Origin of the sequence: Streptomyces sp. AK02-01A (genome assembly GCF_033795305.1) — a bacterium.
GTDB lineage: Bacteria > Actinomycetota > Actinomycetes > Streptomycetales > Streptomycetaceae > Streptomyces.
This window is the reverse complement of sequence record NZ_JARBAE010000039.1, coordinates 43675-60291: the sequence shown is the minus strand read 5'-3', so window position 1 is coordinate 60291 and position 16617 is coordinate 43675. Positions and strand designations below refer to the sequence as shown.

Annotated in this window: 12 protein-coding genes; 9 read left to right on the top strand and 3 right to left on the bottom strand. The window is 71.2% G+C overall.

The genetic code is table 11. The features are described from left to right. The first annotated feature begins 60 nt into the window (after positions 1-60). On the top strand, positions 61-1260 hold the full coding sequence (locus PV679_RS28275) for a glycine C-acetyltransferase (protein WP_319683276.1): 1200 nt from the start codon (positions 61-63) through the stop codon (positions 1258-1260). Between the two features lie 100 nt (positions 1261-1360). Beyond that, on the top strand, positions 1361-2275 hold the full coding sequence (locus tag PV679_RS28270) for a LysR family transcriptional regulator (RefSeq protein WP_319683275.1): 915 nt from the start codon (positions 1361-1363) through the stop codon (positions 2273-2275). Positions 2276-2306: 31 nt separating this feature from the next. Here PV679_RS28270 and PV679_RS28265 read toward each other — a convergent pair whose 3' ends face one another. Together PV679_RS28265 and xylB are read right to left on the bottom strand one after the other, a co-directional pair. Further along, complete coding sequence (locus PV679_RS28265) at positions 2307-3392, bottom strand: hypothetical protein (protein ID WP_319683274.1); 1086 nt, start codon at positions 3390-3392, stop codon at positions 2307-2309. 255 nt (positions 3393-3647) lie between these two features. Then, positions 3648-5123, bottom strand: a complete 1476-nt coding sequence (xylB, locus tag PV679_RS28260) for a xylulokinase (RefSeq protein WP_319683293.1) — start codon at positions 5121-5123, stop codon at positions 3648-3650. Between the two features lie 316 nt (positions 5124-5439). Between xylB and xylA the strand changes: the two genes are divergently transcribed. Further along, on the top strand, positions 5440-6609 hold the full coding sequence (xylA, locus tag PV679_RS28255) for a xylose isomerase (protein WP_319683273.1): 1170 nt from the start codon (positions 5440-5442) through the stop codon (positions 6607-6609). Positions 6610-6688: 79 nt separating this feature from the next. On the opposite strand, the gene PV679_RS28250 is transcribed toward xylA, so the two are convergent. After that, a complete protein-coding gene (locus PV679_RS28250; RefSeq protein WP_319683271.1) occupies positions 6689-7927 on the bottom strand; it encodes an ROK family protein in 1239 nt (412 codons plus the stop codon). Between the two features lie 223 nt (positions 7928-8150). On the opposite strand from PV679_RS28250, the gene PV679_RS28245 reads away from it, so the two are divergent. From PV679_RS28245 to PV679_RS28220, 6 genes are all read left to right on the top strand, one after another. Then, positions 8151-10286, top strand: coding sequence for a glycoside hydrolase family 27 protein (locus tag PV679_RS28245; RefSeq protein ID WP_319683291.1), 2136 nt, complete (start codon positions 8151-8153; stop codon positions 10284-10286). Positions 10287-10507: 221 nt separating this feature from the next. Further along, on the top strand, positions 10508-11794 hold the full coding sequence (locus PV679_RS28240) for an ABC transporter substrate-binding protein (protein WP_319683270.1): 1287 nt from the start codon (positions 10508-10510) through the stop codon (positions 11792-11794). A gap of 1 nt (position 11795) precedes the next feature. After that, entirely contained in the window at positions 11796-12695 is a 900-nt protein-coding gene (locus PV679_RS28235; protein ID WP_319683268.1) for a carbohydrate ABC transporter permease, read from the top strand. Further along, positions 12695-13606, top strand: coding sequence for a carbohydrate ABC transporter permease (locus PV679_RS28230; protein ID WP_319683266.1), 912 nt, complete (start codon positions 12695-12697; stop codon positions 13604-13606). The genes PV679_RS28235 and PV679_RS28230 overlap by 1 nt, the downstream gene beginning before the upstream one ends. Next, a complete protein-coding gene (locus PV679_RS28225; RefSeq protein ID WP_319683265.1) occupies positions 13603-15735 on the top strand; it encodes an alpha-galactosidase in 2133 nt (710 codons plus the stop codon). Before PV679_RS28230 ends, PV679_RS28225 begins: the two co-directional genes overlap by 4 nt. A 79-nt stretch (positions 15736-15814) precedes the next feature. Continuing rightward, positions 15815-16573, top strand: a complete 759-nt coding sequence (locus PV679_RS28220) for an SDR family NAD(P)-dependent oxidoreductase (RefSeq protein WP_319683263.1) — start codon at positions 15815-15817, stop codon at positions 16571-16573. Positions 16574-16617: the final 44 nt, after the last annotated feature.

The following is a 16617-nucleotide window of genomic DNA, read 5'->3' as shown; positions in this document are numbered from 1 at the left end:
TCGCGCGCAGCGCGGCGGCGTGCCTTTCCCGCCCCTCACCCGCCTTCCAAGGAGCCTCTCATGTACGCGTCCGTCCGGGACGACCTCCGTACCACCCTCGACGAGATCCGCGACGCCGGTCTCTTCAAGCCCGAGCGCGTGATCTCCACTCCGCAGAGCGCGTCCGTCGCCGTCACCGCCGGCGGTGCGCCCGGTGCCGTCCTGAACTTCTGCGCCAACAACTACCTCGGCCTCGCCGATCATCCCGAGGTCGTCGCCGCCGCGAAGGAGGCCCTCGACCGCTGGGGTTACGGCATGGCCTCCGTACGCTTCATCTGCGGGACCCAGGAGATCCACAAGGAGCTGGAGCAGCGCCTGTCCGCGTTCCTCGGCCAGGAGGACACGATCCTCTACTCGTCCTGCTTCGACGCCAACGGCGGTGTCTTCGAGACGCTCCTCGGCCCGGAGGACGCCGTCATCTCCGACGCCCTCAACCACGCGAGCATCATCGACGGCATCCGGCTCTCCAAGGCCCGCCGCCTCCGGTACGCCAACCGCGACCTGGCCGACCTGGAGACCAGGCTCAAGGAGTCGCAGGACGCGCGGCGCCGGCTGATCGTCACGGACGGTGTCTTCTCCATGGACGGCTATGTCGCGCCGCTCGCCGAGATCTGCGACCTCGCCGACCGTTACGACGCGATGGTCATGGTCGACGACTCGCACGCCGTCGGCTTCGTCGGCCCCGGTGGCCGCGGCACCCCGGAACTGCACGGCGTGATGGACCGCGTCGACATCATCACCGGCACCCTCGGCAAGGCCCTCGGCGGTGCGTCCGGCGGCTATGTCGCGGCCCGCGCCGAGATCGTCGCGCTGCTGCGCCAGCGTTCCCGTCCGTACCTGTTCTCCAACTCGCTCGCACCGGTCATCGCCGCCGCGTCCATCAAGGTCCTCGATCTGCTGGAGAGCGCGGACGAGCTGCGGGACCGGCTGAACGCCAACACCGCGCTGTTCCGTACGCGGATGGCCGAGGCGGGCTTCGAGATCCTGCCCGGCGACCACGCCATCGCGCCGGTCATGATCGGCGACGCCGCCGAGGCGGGCCGGATGGCGGAGCTGCTCCTGGAGCGCGGTGTGTATGTGATCGGCTTCTCGTATCCGGTCGTCCCGATGGGCCAGGCGCGGATCAGGGTGCAGCTCTCCGCCGCGCACTCCACGGCCGATGTGGAGCGGGCGGTCGCGGCGTTCGTCGACGCGCGGGAAGCGATGAAGCGGGAGAGCTGACCGGGCCGGACGGCCCGCGCTCCGGGCGGCGGCTCCGCCGGTGCGGCGCCCGGCGCGGGCCCGCGTCCGTCATGACGCTCCGGGCTGGCAAAATGGGTGAGTGATCGACCCCCGGCGGCTGCGCATCCTGCGGGCCGTGGCGGACCACCGTACGGTGACCGCCGCGGCCGCCGCGCTGTATCTCACTCCTTCCGCCGTCTCCCAGCAGCTCGCCGCGCTGGAGCAGGAGAGCGGCCATGCCCTGCTGTCGCGCAGCGGCCGTGGCGTACGGCTGACCGCGGCCGGTGAGATCCTGCTCTCCCACACGCACGCCGTCCTCGCCCAGTTGGAACGGGCCGAGGCCGAGCTCGCGGCGTACGCCGGCGGCGCGGCGGGTGAGGTGACGGTCGCCGCCTTCGCCACCGGCATCGCGGAGGTGCTGGCTCCGGCCCTCCGGCGGCTGGCGGGACCGCATCCCGGCATCCGGGTCCGGGTCCGCGACGCCGAGGGTGACGAGAGCCTGCCGATGGTGCTCGACGGACAGGCGGATCTGGCGGTCGCGGTCGAATACCGCGGCGCACCGCGCGAGGACGACCTGCGGCTGTCCCGGGTGGCGCTGTACGCGGAGCCGTTCGACGCGGTCCTGCCCGCCGCGCATCCGCTCGCTCTCGCTCCGGAGGTCGCTCTCGCGGAACTGGCCGACAGCGACTGGATCGGTCCGTATCCGGGCAATCCCTGCCACGACGTGATGCAGCTCGCCTGCGAACTGGCGGGCTTCCAGCCGCGCCAGGTGCACTCCTCGGACGACTTCCGCGCGGTCGTCGCTCTCGCCGGCGTGGGCGCCGGGGTCGCACTGGTCCCGCGCTCCGCGCTGCGCGCCATGGAGCTGAAGGGCACGGTCGTACGTCCCGTGGCCGGCCCGGCCGCGACGCGCAGGGTCTTCGCCGCCGTACGCCGCGGCGCGCAGGACCATCCGCTGATCCGGCCCGTCCTGGACGCTCTGGCCGAGGAAGCGGCCGGACTGACGACCGGCTGAGCGGCTCCCGGAGGCCGGCGGCGGACGGGTCTCAGCGCAGCAGCGACACCACGAGGACCAGGACGGTCGCGAGTCCCACCGCCATGGTCGTGAGACGGGAGACGCGCCGGCGGGACGGCAGCGGGACCACCTCGGTCCGCTCCCTGCCGGGAAAGACATAGAAGATCCGGTCCGGTTCGGTCATGATCTCCACCCGGGCCAGTGCGAGAGACCGGAGATCCACGCGCCGGGCCACCTCACCCTTGCGCCGGACGAGCAGCCGCTCGATCCCGGGGCGGTGTTCGGACGCCACCTCGTCCGGCAGTTTCCGGAATCCGGTGAGTACGGCGCTGTGCCAGTCACCGTCGCGTTCCATCCGTCGCCGGACCGGATAGGGCGCGCGCTTCAGCGGCAGCGACAGCCGCTCGCCGCCGGGCGTGTGGCGGACGGTCCCTTCGGTCCAGGAGGTGGTCCTGCCCTTGCCGCCGCAGGCCGGATGCGCCACCAGACCGGAGCTCTCGCAGTGGTCGCAGCTCACCGTCCCTCTGCCCGCGCACTCCGCGCACGGAGTGATACCGCGCCCGCGGCAGCCGGCGCAGGCCGCTTCCCGGCGGCCGCACGTGGCGCAGGTGATTCGCTCACTCGGAGAGCCGGGCGCGGGCCGCGCCGAGGACGGCCGGCCGCGCTCGCGCCGGCGTTTCCCGGTGTCGCCGCAGGCGGTGCACGAGTCCACTCCCAGGCAGTCCGCGCAGACGGCCGTCGGCGCGCAGTCGTGCCGTCCTCGCCCGAGGCAGCGCGGACACTGGATCCTGCCGTCGTCACACGCGCAGACGCTCTCGCGCTCCGAGTCGCGGAGCACCAGCGTCAGTCTCCGCGCCGTCGCGGGATTTTTCGGCGGGTCGACGGGATGGTCCTCGATGGCTCCCTCATACCTCGGGCGCGACGACAGATCGATCGAGCCGTGCTCCGTACGCTCCTTCTCCGCGCGGGTCTCCACGGACCAGGTGATGGCGAATTCGACGATCTGCGACCGTACGATCCGCGGTCCCTGGAGCACCGGACTCGCGCCCTGGCGGGACGGTCCGAGGCACTGGGAGACGGCCTTGAGCAGCTCTTCCTCGGGTGGTGCTTCGGCCATGGCAGCCTTCCTCCGTCCCCGCCGCGGACCGTGCCGCGCAGACCGAAGGGTAGAGGGCGCCCGATGTGTCCTCAAGTGCCCGATGCGGGGCGCTCGTTGTGGTTCGGCGGGAGCGCGGGAGCGCGACGGCATTTTCGCCCGCGCGCCCGCGCCTCCTTCATACCTGCCCGCGCCCCGTCCATGGCGGCGGCGCTCAACCGCCGCCAAGAACACGGCGGCGCCTCGCCGCTGTCGGCGACAGGCCCTCGCCGGGCCTCAGGACAGCAGGCTGGGCGCCGCCCGGTCCAGCACCGAGGTCACCCGGTCCCAGGTCTCCATGTCCCGCTCCACCGGCGGAAGTCCGGGACCCCGGCCCGTCTGCCACGCCGTCGCGATCGCCACCGGGTCCTCGCCCGTCGCCGCCGAGGCGGCCAGCGCGGCGGCGCCGAGCGCGACCAGTTCGCCGCTCTCGGGCACGATCAACTGGCGGCCGGAGAGCCGTCGTACGGTCTCCACCCACATACGGCCCTGCGCGCCACCGCCGACCAGCCGCAGCGGTCGGTTCGCGACCTCCGGCGCCGCCGGGTCGAGACCGCAGGCGCGCAGCACCTCGTCCAGCGCGCGCAGCACCGTGACGGCCGCGCCCTCGTAGGCCGCGCCCAGCAGTTGCTGCGGAGTGGTGTCATGGCGCAGTCCCGTCAGCAGCCCGGAGGCGGCGGGCAGGTCGGGAGTGCGTTCGCCGTCGAGATACGGCAGCAGTACGGCTTCGCCGCCGGGCACCGCGTCCTCGCGGTCCAGCCGGAGCAGCTCCGCCACCTTGTCGACGGCGAGCGTGCAGTTGAGGGTGCAGCCCAGCGGCAGATAGGTGCCGTCGGCCGCGGCGAACCCGGAGAGCGCGGCGGAGTCGGGACGGGTGCGGGTCGCGGCGAACACCGTGCCGGACGTACCGAGGCTCAGCACCGGATGGTCCAGCAGCCCGGCGCCTCCCAGGCCCAGGCCGACGGCCGCGCTCATGTTGTCGCCGGTGCCCGCGGCGACGGCGATACCGGCGGGCAGGCCGAGTTCCGCCGCCGACCCGGCGGTGAGCGAACCGATCCGGGCGCCGCCGGTCTTCGCGACGTCCGGCAGCAGGGCCGGGTCCAGGCCGAGGAGCGCGAGCAGCTCGGGGTCGTACTCACCGGTGGCGGTCGAGTACCAGCAGGTGCCCGAGGCGTCTCCGGGATCGGTGACCGCGGTTCCCGCGAGCCGTTCGGTGAGGAAGTCGTGCGGGAGCCTGACGGCCGCCGCCGCGTCGGCGATGGCGGGGTCGTTCTCCCGCAGCCACTGCCACTTGGACGCGGTCATCGACGCCACCGGTACGGACCCGGTGCGCGCCGTCCAGGCGTCGGGGCCGCCGAGCGCCTCCGTGAGCGCGGCGGCCTGCGGGGCGGAGCGGGTGTCGTTCCACAGCAGCGCCGGGCGCAGCGGCCGGCCGGTCCGGTCCAGTACGACCAGTCCGTGCTGCTGGCCGGCGACCGCTATACCGGTCACGGCCGAGGGAGCGACTCCGGACTCCTTGAGCCCGGCGGCGACCGCCTCGCGCAGTGCGTTCCACCACACCTCCGGGTCTGTCTCGCGCGCGCCGTGTTCGCCGGTCACCCGGTGCGGAGAGCGGCCCACCGCGAGCAGCCGTCCGGTGACGGCGTCGGTGAAGGCGGCCTTCGTGGACTGGGTGGAGCTGTCCACGCCGATCACGACCGGGTTCTGCGACATGGCCGTGGACATGGGCGTACCTCTTTCCCTGACTGGATTCCCCGACTGGATCCCGACCCGCTCCACCGGCCTCGGCGGAGCGGTTTTGGACGTACTAAAAACAAATTACGCGATGGTGTGGCGGACGGGAACTGTGATGCCGATCATCGTCCGTGCCAGAGTGTGCACGCACGTGTTCGACGGGCCGGACGCATCGGACACAGATGAGCGCAGGCGAGGGGTTTTGCGCACCGGCGTCGGGGTGCATTATTAGTCATGTCAGGAAACAAAAAGGTCGGCACGTGCCGGACCTGAGGTACCGAAGGCGGCCAGAGCAATGACGGAACGCTACACTCCCACCCCCGAGGACAAGTTCAGCTTCGGCCTGTGGACCGTGGGCTGGCAGGGCAGGGACCCCTTCGGGGACGCCACCCGCCCCGCACTCGACCCCGTCGAGTCCGTGAAGCGCCTCGCTGAGCTGGGCGCCTGGGGCGTGACCTTCCACGACGACGACCTCATCCCGTTCGGCTCCTCGGACGCGGAGCGCGAGGCGCACATCAAGCGCTTCCGGCAGGCGACCGACGAGCACGGCCTGGTGGTCGAGATGCTCACCACCAACCTCTTCACGCACCCGGTCTTCAAGGACGGCGGCTTCACCGCCAACGACCGCGACGTCCGCCGTTACGCGCTCCGCAAGGTGCTGCGCAATGTCGATCTCGCGGTGGAGCTGGGCGCCAAGACCTTTGTCGCCTGGGGCGGCCGCGAAGGCGCCGAGTCGGGTGGCGCCAAGGATGTACGGGTCGCTCTCGACCGGATGAAGGAAGCCTTCGACCTCCTCGGCGAGTATGTCGTCGAGCAGGGCTACGACCTCAAGTTCGCCATCGAGCCCAAGCCGAACGAGCCGCGCGGCGACATCCTGCTGCCCACCGTCGGCCACGCCCTGGCGTTCATCGAGCGCCTTGAGCGCCCCGAGCTGTACGGCGTCAACCCCGAGGTCGGCCACGAGCAGATGGCCGGGCTGAACTTCCCGCACGCCATCGCCCAGGCGCTCTGGGCCGGCAAGCTCTACCACATCGACCTCAACGGTCAGAGCGGCATCAAGTACGACCAGGACCTGCGCTTCGGCGCCGGCGATCTGCGCGCCGCCTTCTGGCTCGTCGACCTGCTGGAGTCCGCGGGCTGGGAGGGCGCGCGGCACTTCGACTTCAAGCCGCCGCGCACCGAGGACTTCGACGGTGTGTGGGCCTCCGCCGCCGGTGGTATGCGCAACTACCTGATCCTCAAGGAGCGCGCCGCCGCCTTCCGCGCCGACCCGCAGGTCCAGGAGGCGCTGCGCGCCGCACGCCTGGACGAGCTGGCCCTGCCGACCGCCGCCGACGGCGTGGCCGCGCTGCTGGCCGACCGCAGTGCCTACGAGGACTTCGACGTCGACGCCGCCGCCGCTCGCGGAATGGCGTTCGAGCAGCTCGACCAGCTCGCCATGGACCACCTTCTCGGCGCCCGCTGACCCAGGGCTCCGCACGACGAAGCGCGGGCCGGGCCGTCCAAACGGCCCGCCCCGCGCTTCCTGCGTGCCGCTCCGTCCGTCAGCCCGTCCCGCGCCGCACATACGCCACCGGATCGGCCAGTACCGCCCGGACGACCAGCGCCGCCGCGCCGCGCGCCGCGTCTCCGGCCGAGGATGACGCGCGTAGCCGTCCGCTGTCGCGCGGCCACAGACCCGACACCACGCGTGCCGTCAGCTCCCGGTCGGCCGACGGCGACAGCCAGGGCATCAGATCCCGGTAGATCCCGCCGAGCACGACGGCGTCGGGATCGAGGATGTTCACCGCGCCCGACAGCACACGGCCCAGCATCAGCCCGGCCTGCTCGACCGCCGCCACGGCCCGCGTGTCACCGTCGCGCGCCCGGCGCTCCAGCTCCGCCACACCGGGCACGCCGGAGTTCTCGTCGACCCCGGCCGCGCGCAGCAGCGCGGACTGGCCGGCGTACTGCTCCAGACAGCCCCGGGAGCCGCAGCGGCACAGCGGGCCGGCCGCGTCGACGACCACATGGCCGATCTCACCGGCGAAGCCGTGTGCTCCGCGCAGCAGTTCGCCGTCCAGCACGAACGCTCCGCCGACGCCGATCTCACCGGTCAGATAGAGAAACGTGCGCAGCGGGCCGAGGCCGCCGAACCACAGCTCGGCCAGCGCCGCCAGATTGGCCTCGTTCTCCGAACTCACCGGCAGCGCGGGCGCGTCCGGCCGCAGTTCCGCCAGTGCCTTGGCGAACAGCTCCTCGGCCGGGACCCGGTTCCAGCCCAGATTCGGTGCCTGCCGGACCGTGCCTCCCGACACCAGCCCGGGAAGAGCGAGTTGCACGCCGACCGGAAGCAACTGCTGCTCCGCCGCCGACTCCAGTGTGCGCGCGGCGATCCTGGCTCCCCGGGCCAGCACCTCGGCCGGCTGGGCGCCGCGATTGTCGATGTGCTCGGTCAGCCGGACCCGGTCGGTGCCGGACAGGTCGACCACACACACCGACACATAGTCGATGTTGATCTCCACGCCGATGCCGGCGGGCCCGGAGCGTGTCACCTTCAGCACGGTGCCCGGACGCCCGGCCTGGCCGCTGAACGTCTTGCCGGACTCGGAGAGGAAACCGCTCTCCAGCAACTGCTCGACCAGCGAGGACACGGCGGCCCTGGTCAGGCCCACGCGCGCCGCCACACCGGCCCGGGTCGCCTCGCCCTCGTCCCGTACCGCCCTCAGCACAAGGCTCAGATTGTGCCGGCGCACCGTCTCTTTGTCGGCCTTGGGGCCGAGGGAAGTGTGGTTGGTGTTCATCTCGCGAACGAGCCTATGTGATCCGCATCGAGTGTAGGGGGCATCGAGGCAAGCAGATCCGCCACACCGCAGCTTGTTTAAGTTAATTAGTAATAATCGTTGACAGCGTACGGACACGCGGCCACAGTCTTCGTCGTGGCGCCGTCGCCGTGATCTCGGGTCGGCGGGGCGCCCGGAAACCCCAACTCTCGGGAGACATCACGTGACTTCGCATCGTGCAGGGATGATGCGTGCCCGGCGTGCGGCGGCGGCCCTGGGGGCCGCCGCCCTGATCGGGGTGGCGGTGCCCGCGGCACACGCCACCGGCGCCTCCGCCCCGGCCGGCGCCGACGACCAGGGCGCACCGCGCTACTACGACAGCGGTCTGGCCCCCACGCCCTACATGGGCTGGAACACCTACTACGGTCTGGGCGCTCCGACGGAGAGCCAGGTCAAGAGCGTCGCGGACTATCTGGTCAGCAGCGGCCTCAAGAAGACCGGCTATGACATCGTCTGGCTGGACGGCGGCTGGCAGGCCGACGATCCGCGCGACAGCCGGGGACGTCTGACGGCCCATGCCGACCGGTTCCCGTCCGGCCTTCCGTCGCTGGTGAGCTATCTCCACGCCCGCGGTCTGAAGGCGGGGATCTACACCGACGCCGGGACGTACGACGGTGGCAAGAGCTGCGGCCTCGGCAGCCGCGGCTACTACGAGAAGGACGCCAAGCAGTTCGCGGACTGGAAGTTCGACGCGATCAAGGTCGACTTCCTGTGCGGGATCTCCGCGAAGCTCGATCCCGGGCCCGCGTTCAAGGAGTTCAGCGACGCGGTCGCCAAGTCGGGCCGGCGGATGCTGCTGAATCTCTGCAATCCGCTCACCGACGACTGGGGTGTGCCGCACACTCCGGCGCAGGACGCGCACAACGCGTACACCTACGGTCCGACGACCGGCGACTCCTGGCGTACCGGTACCGATCTCGCCTGGGGCACTCCCACGGCCGGTCAGTGGCCCAACATCCTGCGCAGCGCCGACGCCAACGCCTGGCATCCGGAGGCGCAGGGCCCCGGCCACTACAACGATCCCGACTATCTGGTCCCGATGCGGAAGATGGCGGACGGTTCGTACGAGCTGTCCCAGGAGGAGTCCACCACGCAGCTCGTGCTGTGGGCCGAGATGGGCGCTCCTCTGGTCATCGGCTCGGACCCGCGCACACTGCCGCAGGCGATGATCGACACACTGCGCAACCCGGAGATCATCGCCGTCGACCAGGACCCGCTCGCCATCCAGGGCGTACGGGTCGCCACCGACGCCACCGGTGATGTCTACAGCAAGGTGCTCCAGGGCTCCGGCAAGCGCGCGGTCGTCCTGCTCAACCGCTCCGAGCAGGCCGTCGAGCGCACGGTGGAATTCGCCGACACCGGGCTGACGGGCGAGATCGCCGTCCGCGACCTGCGGGCCAGGAAGAACGCCGGTACGCACACCGGCTCCTACACGGTCACGGTGCCGGCGCACGGCACGGCCTTCTTCAAGCTGTCCGGCAAGGACGCCGCTCCCGGTGTCTCGCTCGGCTCGCGTTCCTCGGCGAGTCCCGCGCTGGTGCGCGACGGCGACAGGCTCACCGCGTTCACCCGTGGTACGGACGGTTCGCTGCGGCAGCAGACGGGCCGTGACGGCCACTGGTCGTCCGGCACCACGAGCCTGGGCGGACCGACCAGGGGCGAGATCCTCGGCCAGCCCGCCGCGTACGCCTCGGCGCACGGCCGTATCGATGTCTTCGTGCGCGGCACGGACAACGCGACGTACCGCCGTGTCTTCAGCGGCGGACGCTGGGGCGGCTGGCAGCACCTGGGCGGCCGGATCACGGACGCGCCGAGCGTCGCCTTCCGGGGTCCGGACGACTGGACCGTCTTCGCCCGCGGTCTGGACGGGCTCATCTGGTCGCGCGGTCCGAGCGGTGACTGGACCACGCTCAGCGCGCCCGGAGGCCTTCCCGTCTACGGGCGTCCCTCGGCGGTCACGGACTCGGCGGGCAGCACCCATGTCGCCGTACGCACCTCGGACGACTCGGTCTGGGAGCGGGTGCGCGACGCGTCCGGCGCCTGGTCGGAGTGGTCCTCGCTGGGCGGTACGGTCAGCGGCAGCCCGACGCTGGTGGCGTCCGGGGACACCGTGCGGCTCTACGCCCGAGCCAGTGACTACACCCTCTGGACGCGGTCCTACGCGGCCGGTGGTACGGACGGCTGGGGCGGCTGGTCCGCGCGCGCCGAATTCGTGAGCGGTGTCTTCAACGGCGCGCTCGGAGCCACCGCGGGCCCGGACGGCACGGTGCTGACGGTGTTCCGCGGTGTGGACGGTCTGGTCCACCAGAGCGCTCTCTGACTGGTCTGGCTGACTGGTCTGGCTGACCGGTCCGGCTGACCGGTCCGGTCGGTTCACCGGGTGCCGCCGGGACGCCTCAGGGCCCGGCGGCACCCGGTCGTAAATAAATTAGTAATTAATCTTGACGCTGCTACGACAGCACGTCAGTCTGTATCCGCCGAACGAGAGCCCGGCCGTCAGGGGGTCCGGCTCCGTTCCGTGGGCGTATAGGGAGTTCTTCCATGATCACCTCAGAACCCAGCCGCCGCCGGTTTCTCGCGGGAGCGGGCGCCGTCGGCGCCGCCGCGCTGATGAGTGGCTGTGTCACCTCCAGCCCGAGCGGCACCAGCGAGTCGGGCGGCGCGGTCACCCTGCAGTCGAACCTCTCGTCACCGCAGGCCAAGGCCGCGATGGAGCAGCTCACCGACGCGTTCAACAAGCGCGGTGGCGCGACGGCGAAGCTCAACACGGTCGCGTCCGAGACCTTCCGCACCCAGCTTCCGACCTATCTCACCTCGGCCAACCCGCCGGACCTCCTCACCTGGTATCCCGGATCCGTCGCCGAGTCGTACGCCAAGAAGGACCTGCTGCTCGACGTCAGCGACATCTGGACCAAGCCGGAGCTGGCCGGCTACTCCGACGCCCAGAAGAAGCTCTGCACCTCCGCCGACGGCAAGAAGGTCTTCGTCCCGACCTCCTACTACTGGTGGGGCGTCTTCTACCGGAAGTCGAACTTCGCCAAGTGGGGCGTCCAGGAGCCCAAGACCTGGGACGAGTTCCTGGACCTGTGCGACAAGCTCAAGTCCAAGGGCGTCGCACCGATCGGACTGGGCGCCGGCGGCAACACCGCCTGGGTGGCCTCCTCCTGGTTCGACTACCTCAACATCCGGATCAACGGCGCGCAGTACCACCGCGACCTGCTCGCCGGCAAGCACCGCTTCGACGACCCCGAGATCCGCAAGGTCTTCGACCGGTGGGACGAGGCACTGCCGTTCTTCGACCCCAACGGCAAGGCGATTCCGTTCCAGGACGCCACCACCGCTCTCCTCCAGGGCCGTACCGGCATGATGCTGATCGGCACCTTCTTCGCGGACGCCGCGCCGAAGGGCGAGCTGGACGACATCGACTTCTTCCGCTTCCCGGTCATCGACCCGAAGGTCCCGATGGCCGAAGAGGCGCCCACCGACGGCTACTTCGCCAGCGCCCGCACCGGCCGCGAGGACGAGGTCAAGGAGCTGATGCGCTACCTGGCCAGCGCCGAGGCGCAGGAGATCTACCTCAAGGGCTCCTCCGGCACCGCGCTGCCCACCCACCCGGACGCCAAGGACAGCGGAACGCCGCTGGTCAAGAAGGGCCGCGAACTGGTCGAGAGCGCCGCGGAGGTCACTCAGTTCTTCAACCGCGACTCCAGCGACGCCCTGCAGCCCTCCGCCGACAACGCGCTCACCCGCTATCTCGCCAAGCCCAAGGAGATCGGCTCGATCCTCACCACCTGGCAGCGGGACGCGCAGAAGATCTGGAGCCAGTGAGATGGCGGTCCTCACCGCGGTACGGCGGCGAAAGGGAGCGACCCGGGTCCCGCCCGTGGTCCTCGCCTTCGTCCTCATACCACTGCTCGCCGAGGCGTTCTGGGTGTTCTGGCCGGCGCTCCAGGGTTTCTATCTCTCCCTGACCAACTGGGACGGCGTCTCGGCTCCGGAGTTCATCGGCCTCGGCAACTTCCGCGAGATGCTCGGCGACAGCGTCTTCCGTACCGCCGTCGTCGACACCGTGCTCTGGCTGCTGCTCTTCGGCGGGCTCTCCGCGATCCTCGGCCTCGGCGCCGCGCTGCTGCTCCAGCAGGAGCGCCGCGGAGTCGGCTTCTACCGGGCCGCGCTCTTCCTCCCGGTCGTGTTCTCGCTCGTCGCCACCGCGCTGGTGTGGCAGGCGATGTACCAGCCGGACGGTCTGATCAACAAGACGCTCGAAGGCGTCGGCCTCGGCAGCCTCACCCATGCCTGGCTCGCCGACCAGGACACCGCGCTGTACGCCGTGATCGTGCCGGCCCTGTGGCGCCAGATCGGCTATGTGATGGTGCTGTACCTCGCCGGGCTCAAGGGCATCGACCCGGTGCTCTACGAAGCGGCGAAGATGGACGGCGCGTCCCGCCGGCAGCAGTTCCGCCACATCACACTGCCGCAGCTCAGCAGCGTCAACGCCGTCGTCCTGTCGGTCATCGTCATCGACTCGCTGCGTTCGTTCGATGTCGTCTGGGCGCTCACCCGCGGCGGTCCGTACCACTCCTCCGAGCTGCTCAGCACCTATATGTACTCCACCGCCTTCCAGTCGCTGCGGCTGGGATACGGCTCCGCTCTCGCCGTCGTGATCTTCGTGCTGGCCTTCGGGGTCATCGCGTCCTATCTCGTCCGCGCCTTCCGGGAGGCCGACTGATGACCGTCACCCACGCCTCCGCGCCGGCCACCGAGAAGCGGGACACGGCGGCCACCGGCCCGCAGCCCGACCCCGGCCCGCGCGCGCGGCGCCGCGCCTGGGCGACCGCGAGCTTCCATCTCAGCGCCGGGCTGCTGTCCCTGCTCTGGCTGCTGCCGATCGCTCTCGTACTGGTCACCAGCGTCAGGTCCTTCGACGACATCTCCGCCAACGGCCTCGGCGGCCTGCCGCACTCCTTCACCCTGGACGGCTTCCGCCAGGCCTGGGTGGACGGCGGCCAGCAGCGCGCACTGATCAACAGCCTGCTGGTCACCGTGCCCACCGTGCTGCTGTCGCTCCTGCTGGCCTCGATGGCCGCGTTCGGACTCAGCCGCTACGACCTGCCGGGACGCCGCACACTGCTGCTCCTGATGCTCGGCGGCAATCTGCTTCCGCCGCAGATCCTGCTGATCCCGGTCTCCCGGATCAGCGAGACACTGGGCCTGTACGACAGCCTGTACGCACTCATCGGCGTCCAGGTCGGCTTCGGCGTCGGCTTCTACGTCTTCGTCCTGCACGGATTCATGCGGTCCATCCCGCCCGAGATCCAGCAGGCCGCGGTCATCGACGGCGCCGGGCCCTGGCAGATCTACCGGCGCATCATCCTGCCGCTGGCCACACCCGCCCTCGCCGCGCTGAGCGCCCTCTCCTTCACCTGGATCTTCAACGATCTGCTGTGGGCCATCACCGTGCTGCGGACGGACAGCCAGATGCCCATCACCGCCTCGCTCATCGGGCTCCAGGGCCAGTACGTCTCCATGTGGAACGTCATCGCGGCCGGCTCCGTCATCGCCGCGGCCCCCACCGTCCTCGTATTCCTGCGGTTCCAGCGCCACTTCGTCGCCGGACTCAATCTGGGAGCAGTCAAGTGACCCCGCACGACCGGCGACCGCACGACGGGAAACCGCACGACCGGTGGATCCTGCGCACCGAGAACACCACGTACGCGGTCGCACTCGCCGGAGACGGCCAGTGGGCCGAGCTGACCGCCTGGGGGCCGCACGGCGTCGAGACCGGTCCCTCGGCACTCGACTGGTCCCGCCGTACGCACTTCATCACTCCCGCCGACGCCGCGCCCGCCGAGTACATCCCGTACGGGCTGCGGCCGTTCACCGGCGCCGACCTGGTCGCCCAGCGGCCCGGCGAGGAACGCGGCGTGTGGTGGCGGTTCACCGACGCCACCGAGGACGGCGACCGGGCACTGCGGCTGGTCTTCACCGACGAGCTGCTCGGGCTGACCGCGGCGCTCTGCTACGAGGCCGTTCCCGGCACCGATGTGATCCTCCGCTGGACCGAGCTGACCTGCACCGGGGACACGGAACTACGCCTGGAACGCTTCGACTCGGCGGCCGTGAACATCCCCGCCGAGGCCGGCGCCCGGCTCACCTGCCTCACCGGCCAGTGGGCGCGGGAGTTCCAGCTCACCCAGCTCGAACTGGCCCGCGGCCGCTTCGAGATGGCCTCCACCCAGGGCGTACCGGGCCACGCGTACGCGCCCTGGCTCGCCGTCCAGGACGCCGCGAGCCCCGCCGAGGGCGCCACGCCCACCTACGGGATCGCCCTGGAGTGGTCCGGGAACTGGCACATCACCGCCGACGCCGAGCCCGGCGGAGCGGTCCGGGTCCGGGCGGGACGGCTGCCTCACGAGAGCGCCGTCCGGCTCGCGTCCGGCGCCACCCTCACCACTCCGAGGCTCGCCTGCGCCTTCAGCCCGGACGGCCTCGACGGTCTCGCCCGGGTCTGGCACCGCTACGAGCGGCATCTCACCGGCGACCGCATGGACCGCCCGCGCAAGGTCCTCTACAACTCGTGGGAGGCCACCGGCTTCGACGTCGACGCCGCGAGCCAGCTCGAACTGGCCCGCATCGCCGCCGACATGGGCGCGGAGCTGTTCGTCGTCGACGACGGCTGGTTCACCGGCCGGCCCGACGACACCGGCGGCCTCGGCGACTGGCATCCGGACCCGGCGTCCTTTCCCGACGGCTTCGACCATTTCGTCTCGCGGGTGCGCGACCTCGGCATGGACTTCGGCCTGTGGATCGAACCGGAGGCCATCAGCCCCAACTCCGCGCTGTACGCCGAACATCCCGAGTGGGTCTACCGCGTCGAGGGCCGGCCCGCCACGCTCGTACGCAACCAGCTTCTGCTCGACCTCGGCCGCGTGGACGTCCAGGACTTCGTCCTCGCCACCCTCGACCGGCTCCTCGGCGACCATGACATCAGCTATCTCAAGTGGGACATGAACCGTCCGCCGACCGAACGCGGCCGGCCAGGCGCCGGTCCGGTCGAGCGGCAGGATCTCGACGCCGCGCATGTGGCCGGCTATCTGCGGGTCCTCGACCATCTGCGGACCGAGCACCCGCATGTCACCGTCGAGGGCTGCGCGGGCGGCGGCGGCCGGATCGAGCACGCCACCATCGCGCGTACCGACGTGGTGTGGCCCAGCGACAACACCGCGCCGCTCGACCGGCTCTCCATCCAGTACGGCTATCTGCACGCCCACGCGCCGCACACGATGAGCTCCTGGGTCACCGACTCGCCCGGAGTCTTCGATCCGCGGCCACGCTCGCTCGCCTTCCGCTTCGTCAGCTCGGCGGCCGGTGTCCTCGGTATCGGCGCGGACATCCGCACCTGGCCGGAGGAGCGGCGCGCCGAGGCGGCGGAGTGGATCGCCCGCTACAAGGAGATCCGCGAGGTGATCCATCACGGAGAGGTCGGTCTGCTGAACACACCGGCCGACGCCACCTGCGGAGTCCAGTACGAGGAGCCAGGCGGCGGCCGGGTCGTCGTCACGGCCTGGAACACCGGCCGCCTCGACGGCGCGCCGCTGGTGCCGGGACGGCCGGCCCGGCTGCGGCTGCGCGGTCTCGACGCCGCCGCGCGCTACCGTGACGCCGCGTCAGGCCAGGTCTACAGCGGCGCCCATCTGGTCCACTCCGGGCTGCCGTTCGCCTGGACCGAACGGTACGACGCGGAACTCGTCGTGCTCGTACGGCAGTAGGCCGGCCACGGACCGCGCAGTCATTACAGTCGCCAGGGCGCCGCAGGCAGCCTCGCACCTCAAGGAGTCGACCCGCCTCATGAACGGAACCGCACGCTTCACCGACCGCGTCGCCGTGGTCACCGGAGCAGCCCAGGGCATCGGCGCCGCCACCGCCGAGCGCCTCGCCGCCGAGGGCGCCGCCGTGGTGCTCGCCGATGTCGCCGCGGACCTCGCGGAAGGCGTCGCCGCGCGCATCCGCGCGGACGGCGGCCGCGCCGTGGCCGTCCCGGCGGACGTCGCGGACCAGGGCGGCTGGGACCGGATCGTGGCCGCCGCACACGGCTTCGGACCCGTCGGCGTGTTCGTCAGCAACGCCTACACGGTGGAGGTCGCTCCCGCGCACGAGATGTCCCTCGCCTCCTGGGAACGACAGCTCGCCGTGAATCTCACCGGCGGATTCCTCGGCTTCAAAGCCGTCCTGCCCGATCTGCGCGCGCAGCGCGGCGCGGTGGTGCTGACCTCCTCCGTCCACGCGCACAAGGGCATCCCGGGTCATCCCGCCTACGCCGCGTCCAAGGGCGCGCTGCTCTCGCTCTGCGGACAGCTCGCCGTGGAGTACGGGCCCGACGTACGGGTCAACGCCGTGCTGCCCGGCCCGATCCTCACCGCCGCCTGGGACCGGGTGCCGGCGGAGGACCGGGAGCGCAGCGTCGCCGAGACCGCGGCGCGCCGCTTCGGAACTCCGGAGGAGGTCGCCGCCGCGATCGCCTTCCTCGCGGCCGGTGAAGCCTCCTACATCACCGGAACGAGCCTGCTCGTGGACGGCGGCTGGAGCGTTGTGAAGGCCTCGGCCTGACCGGCCTGCCGGCAGTTCGCCGTACACCACCCGACCAGCAGAAA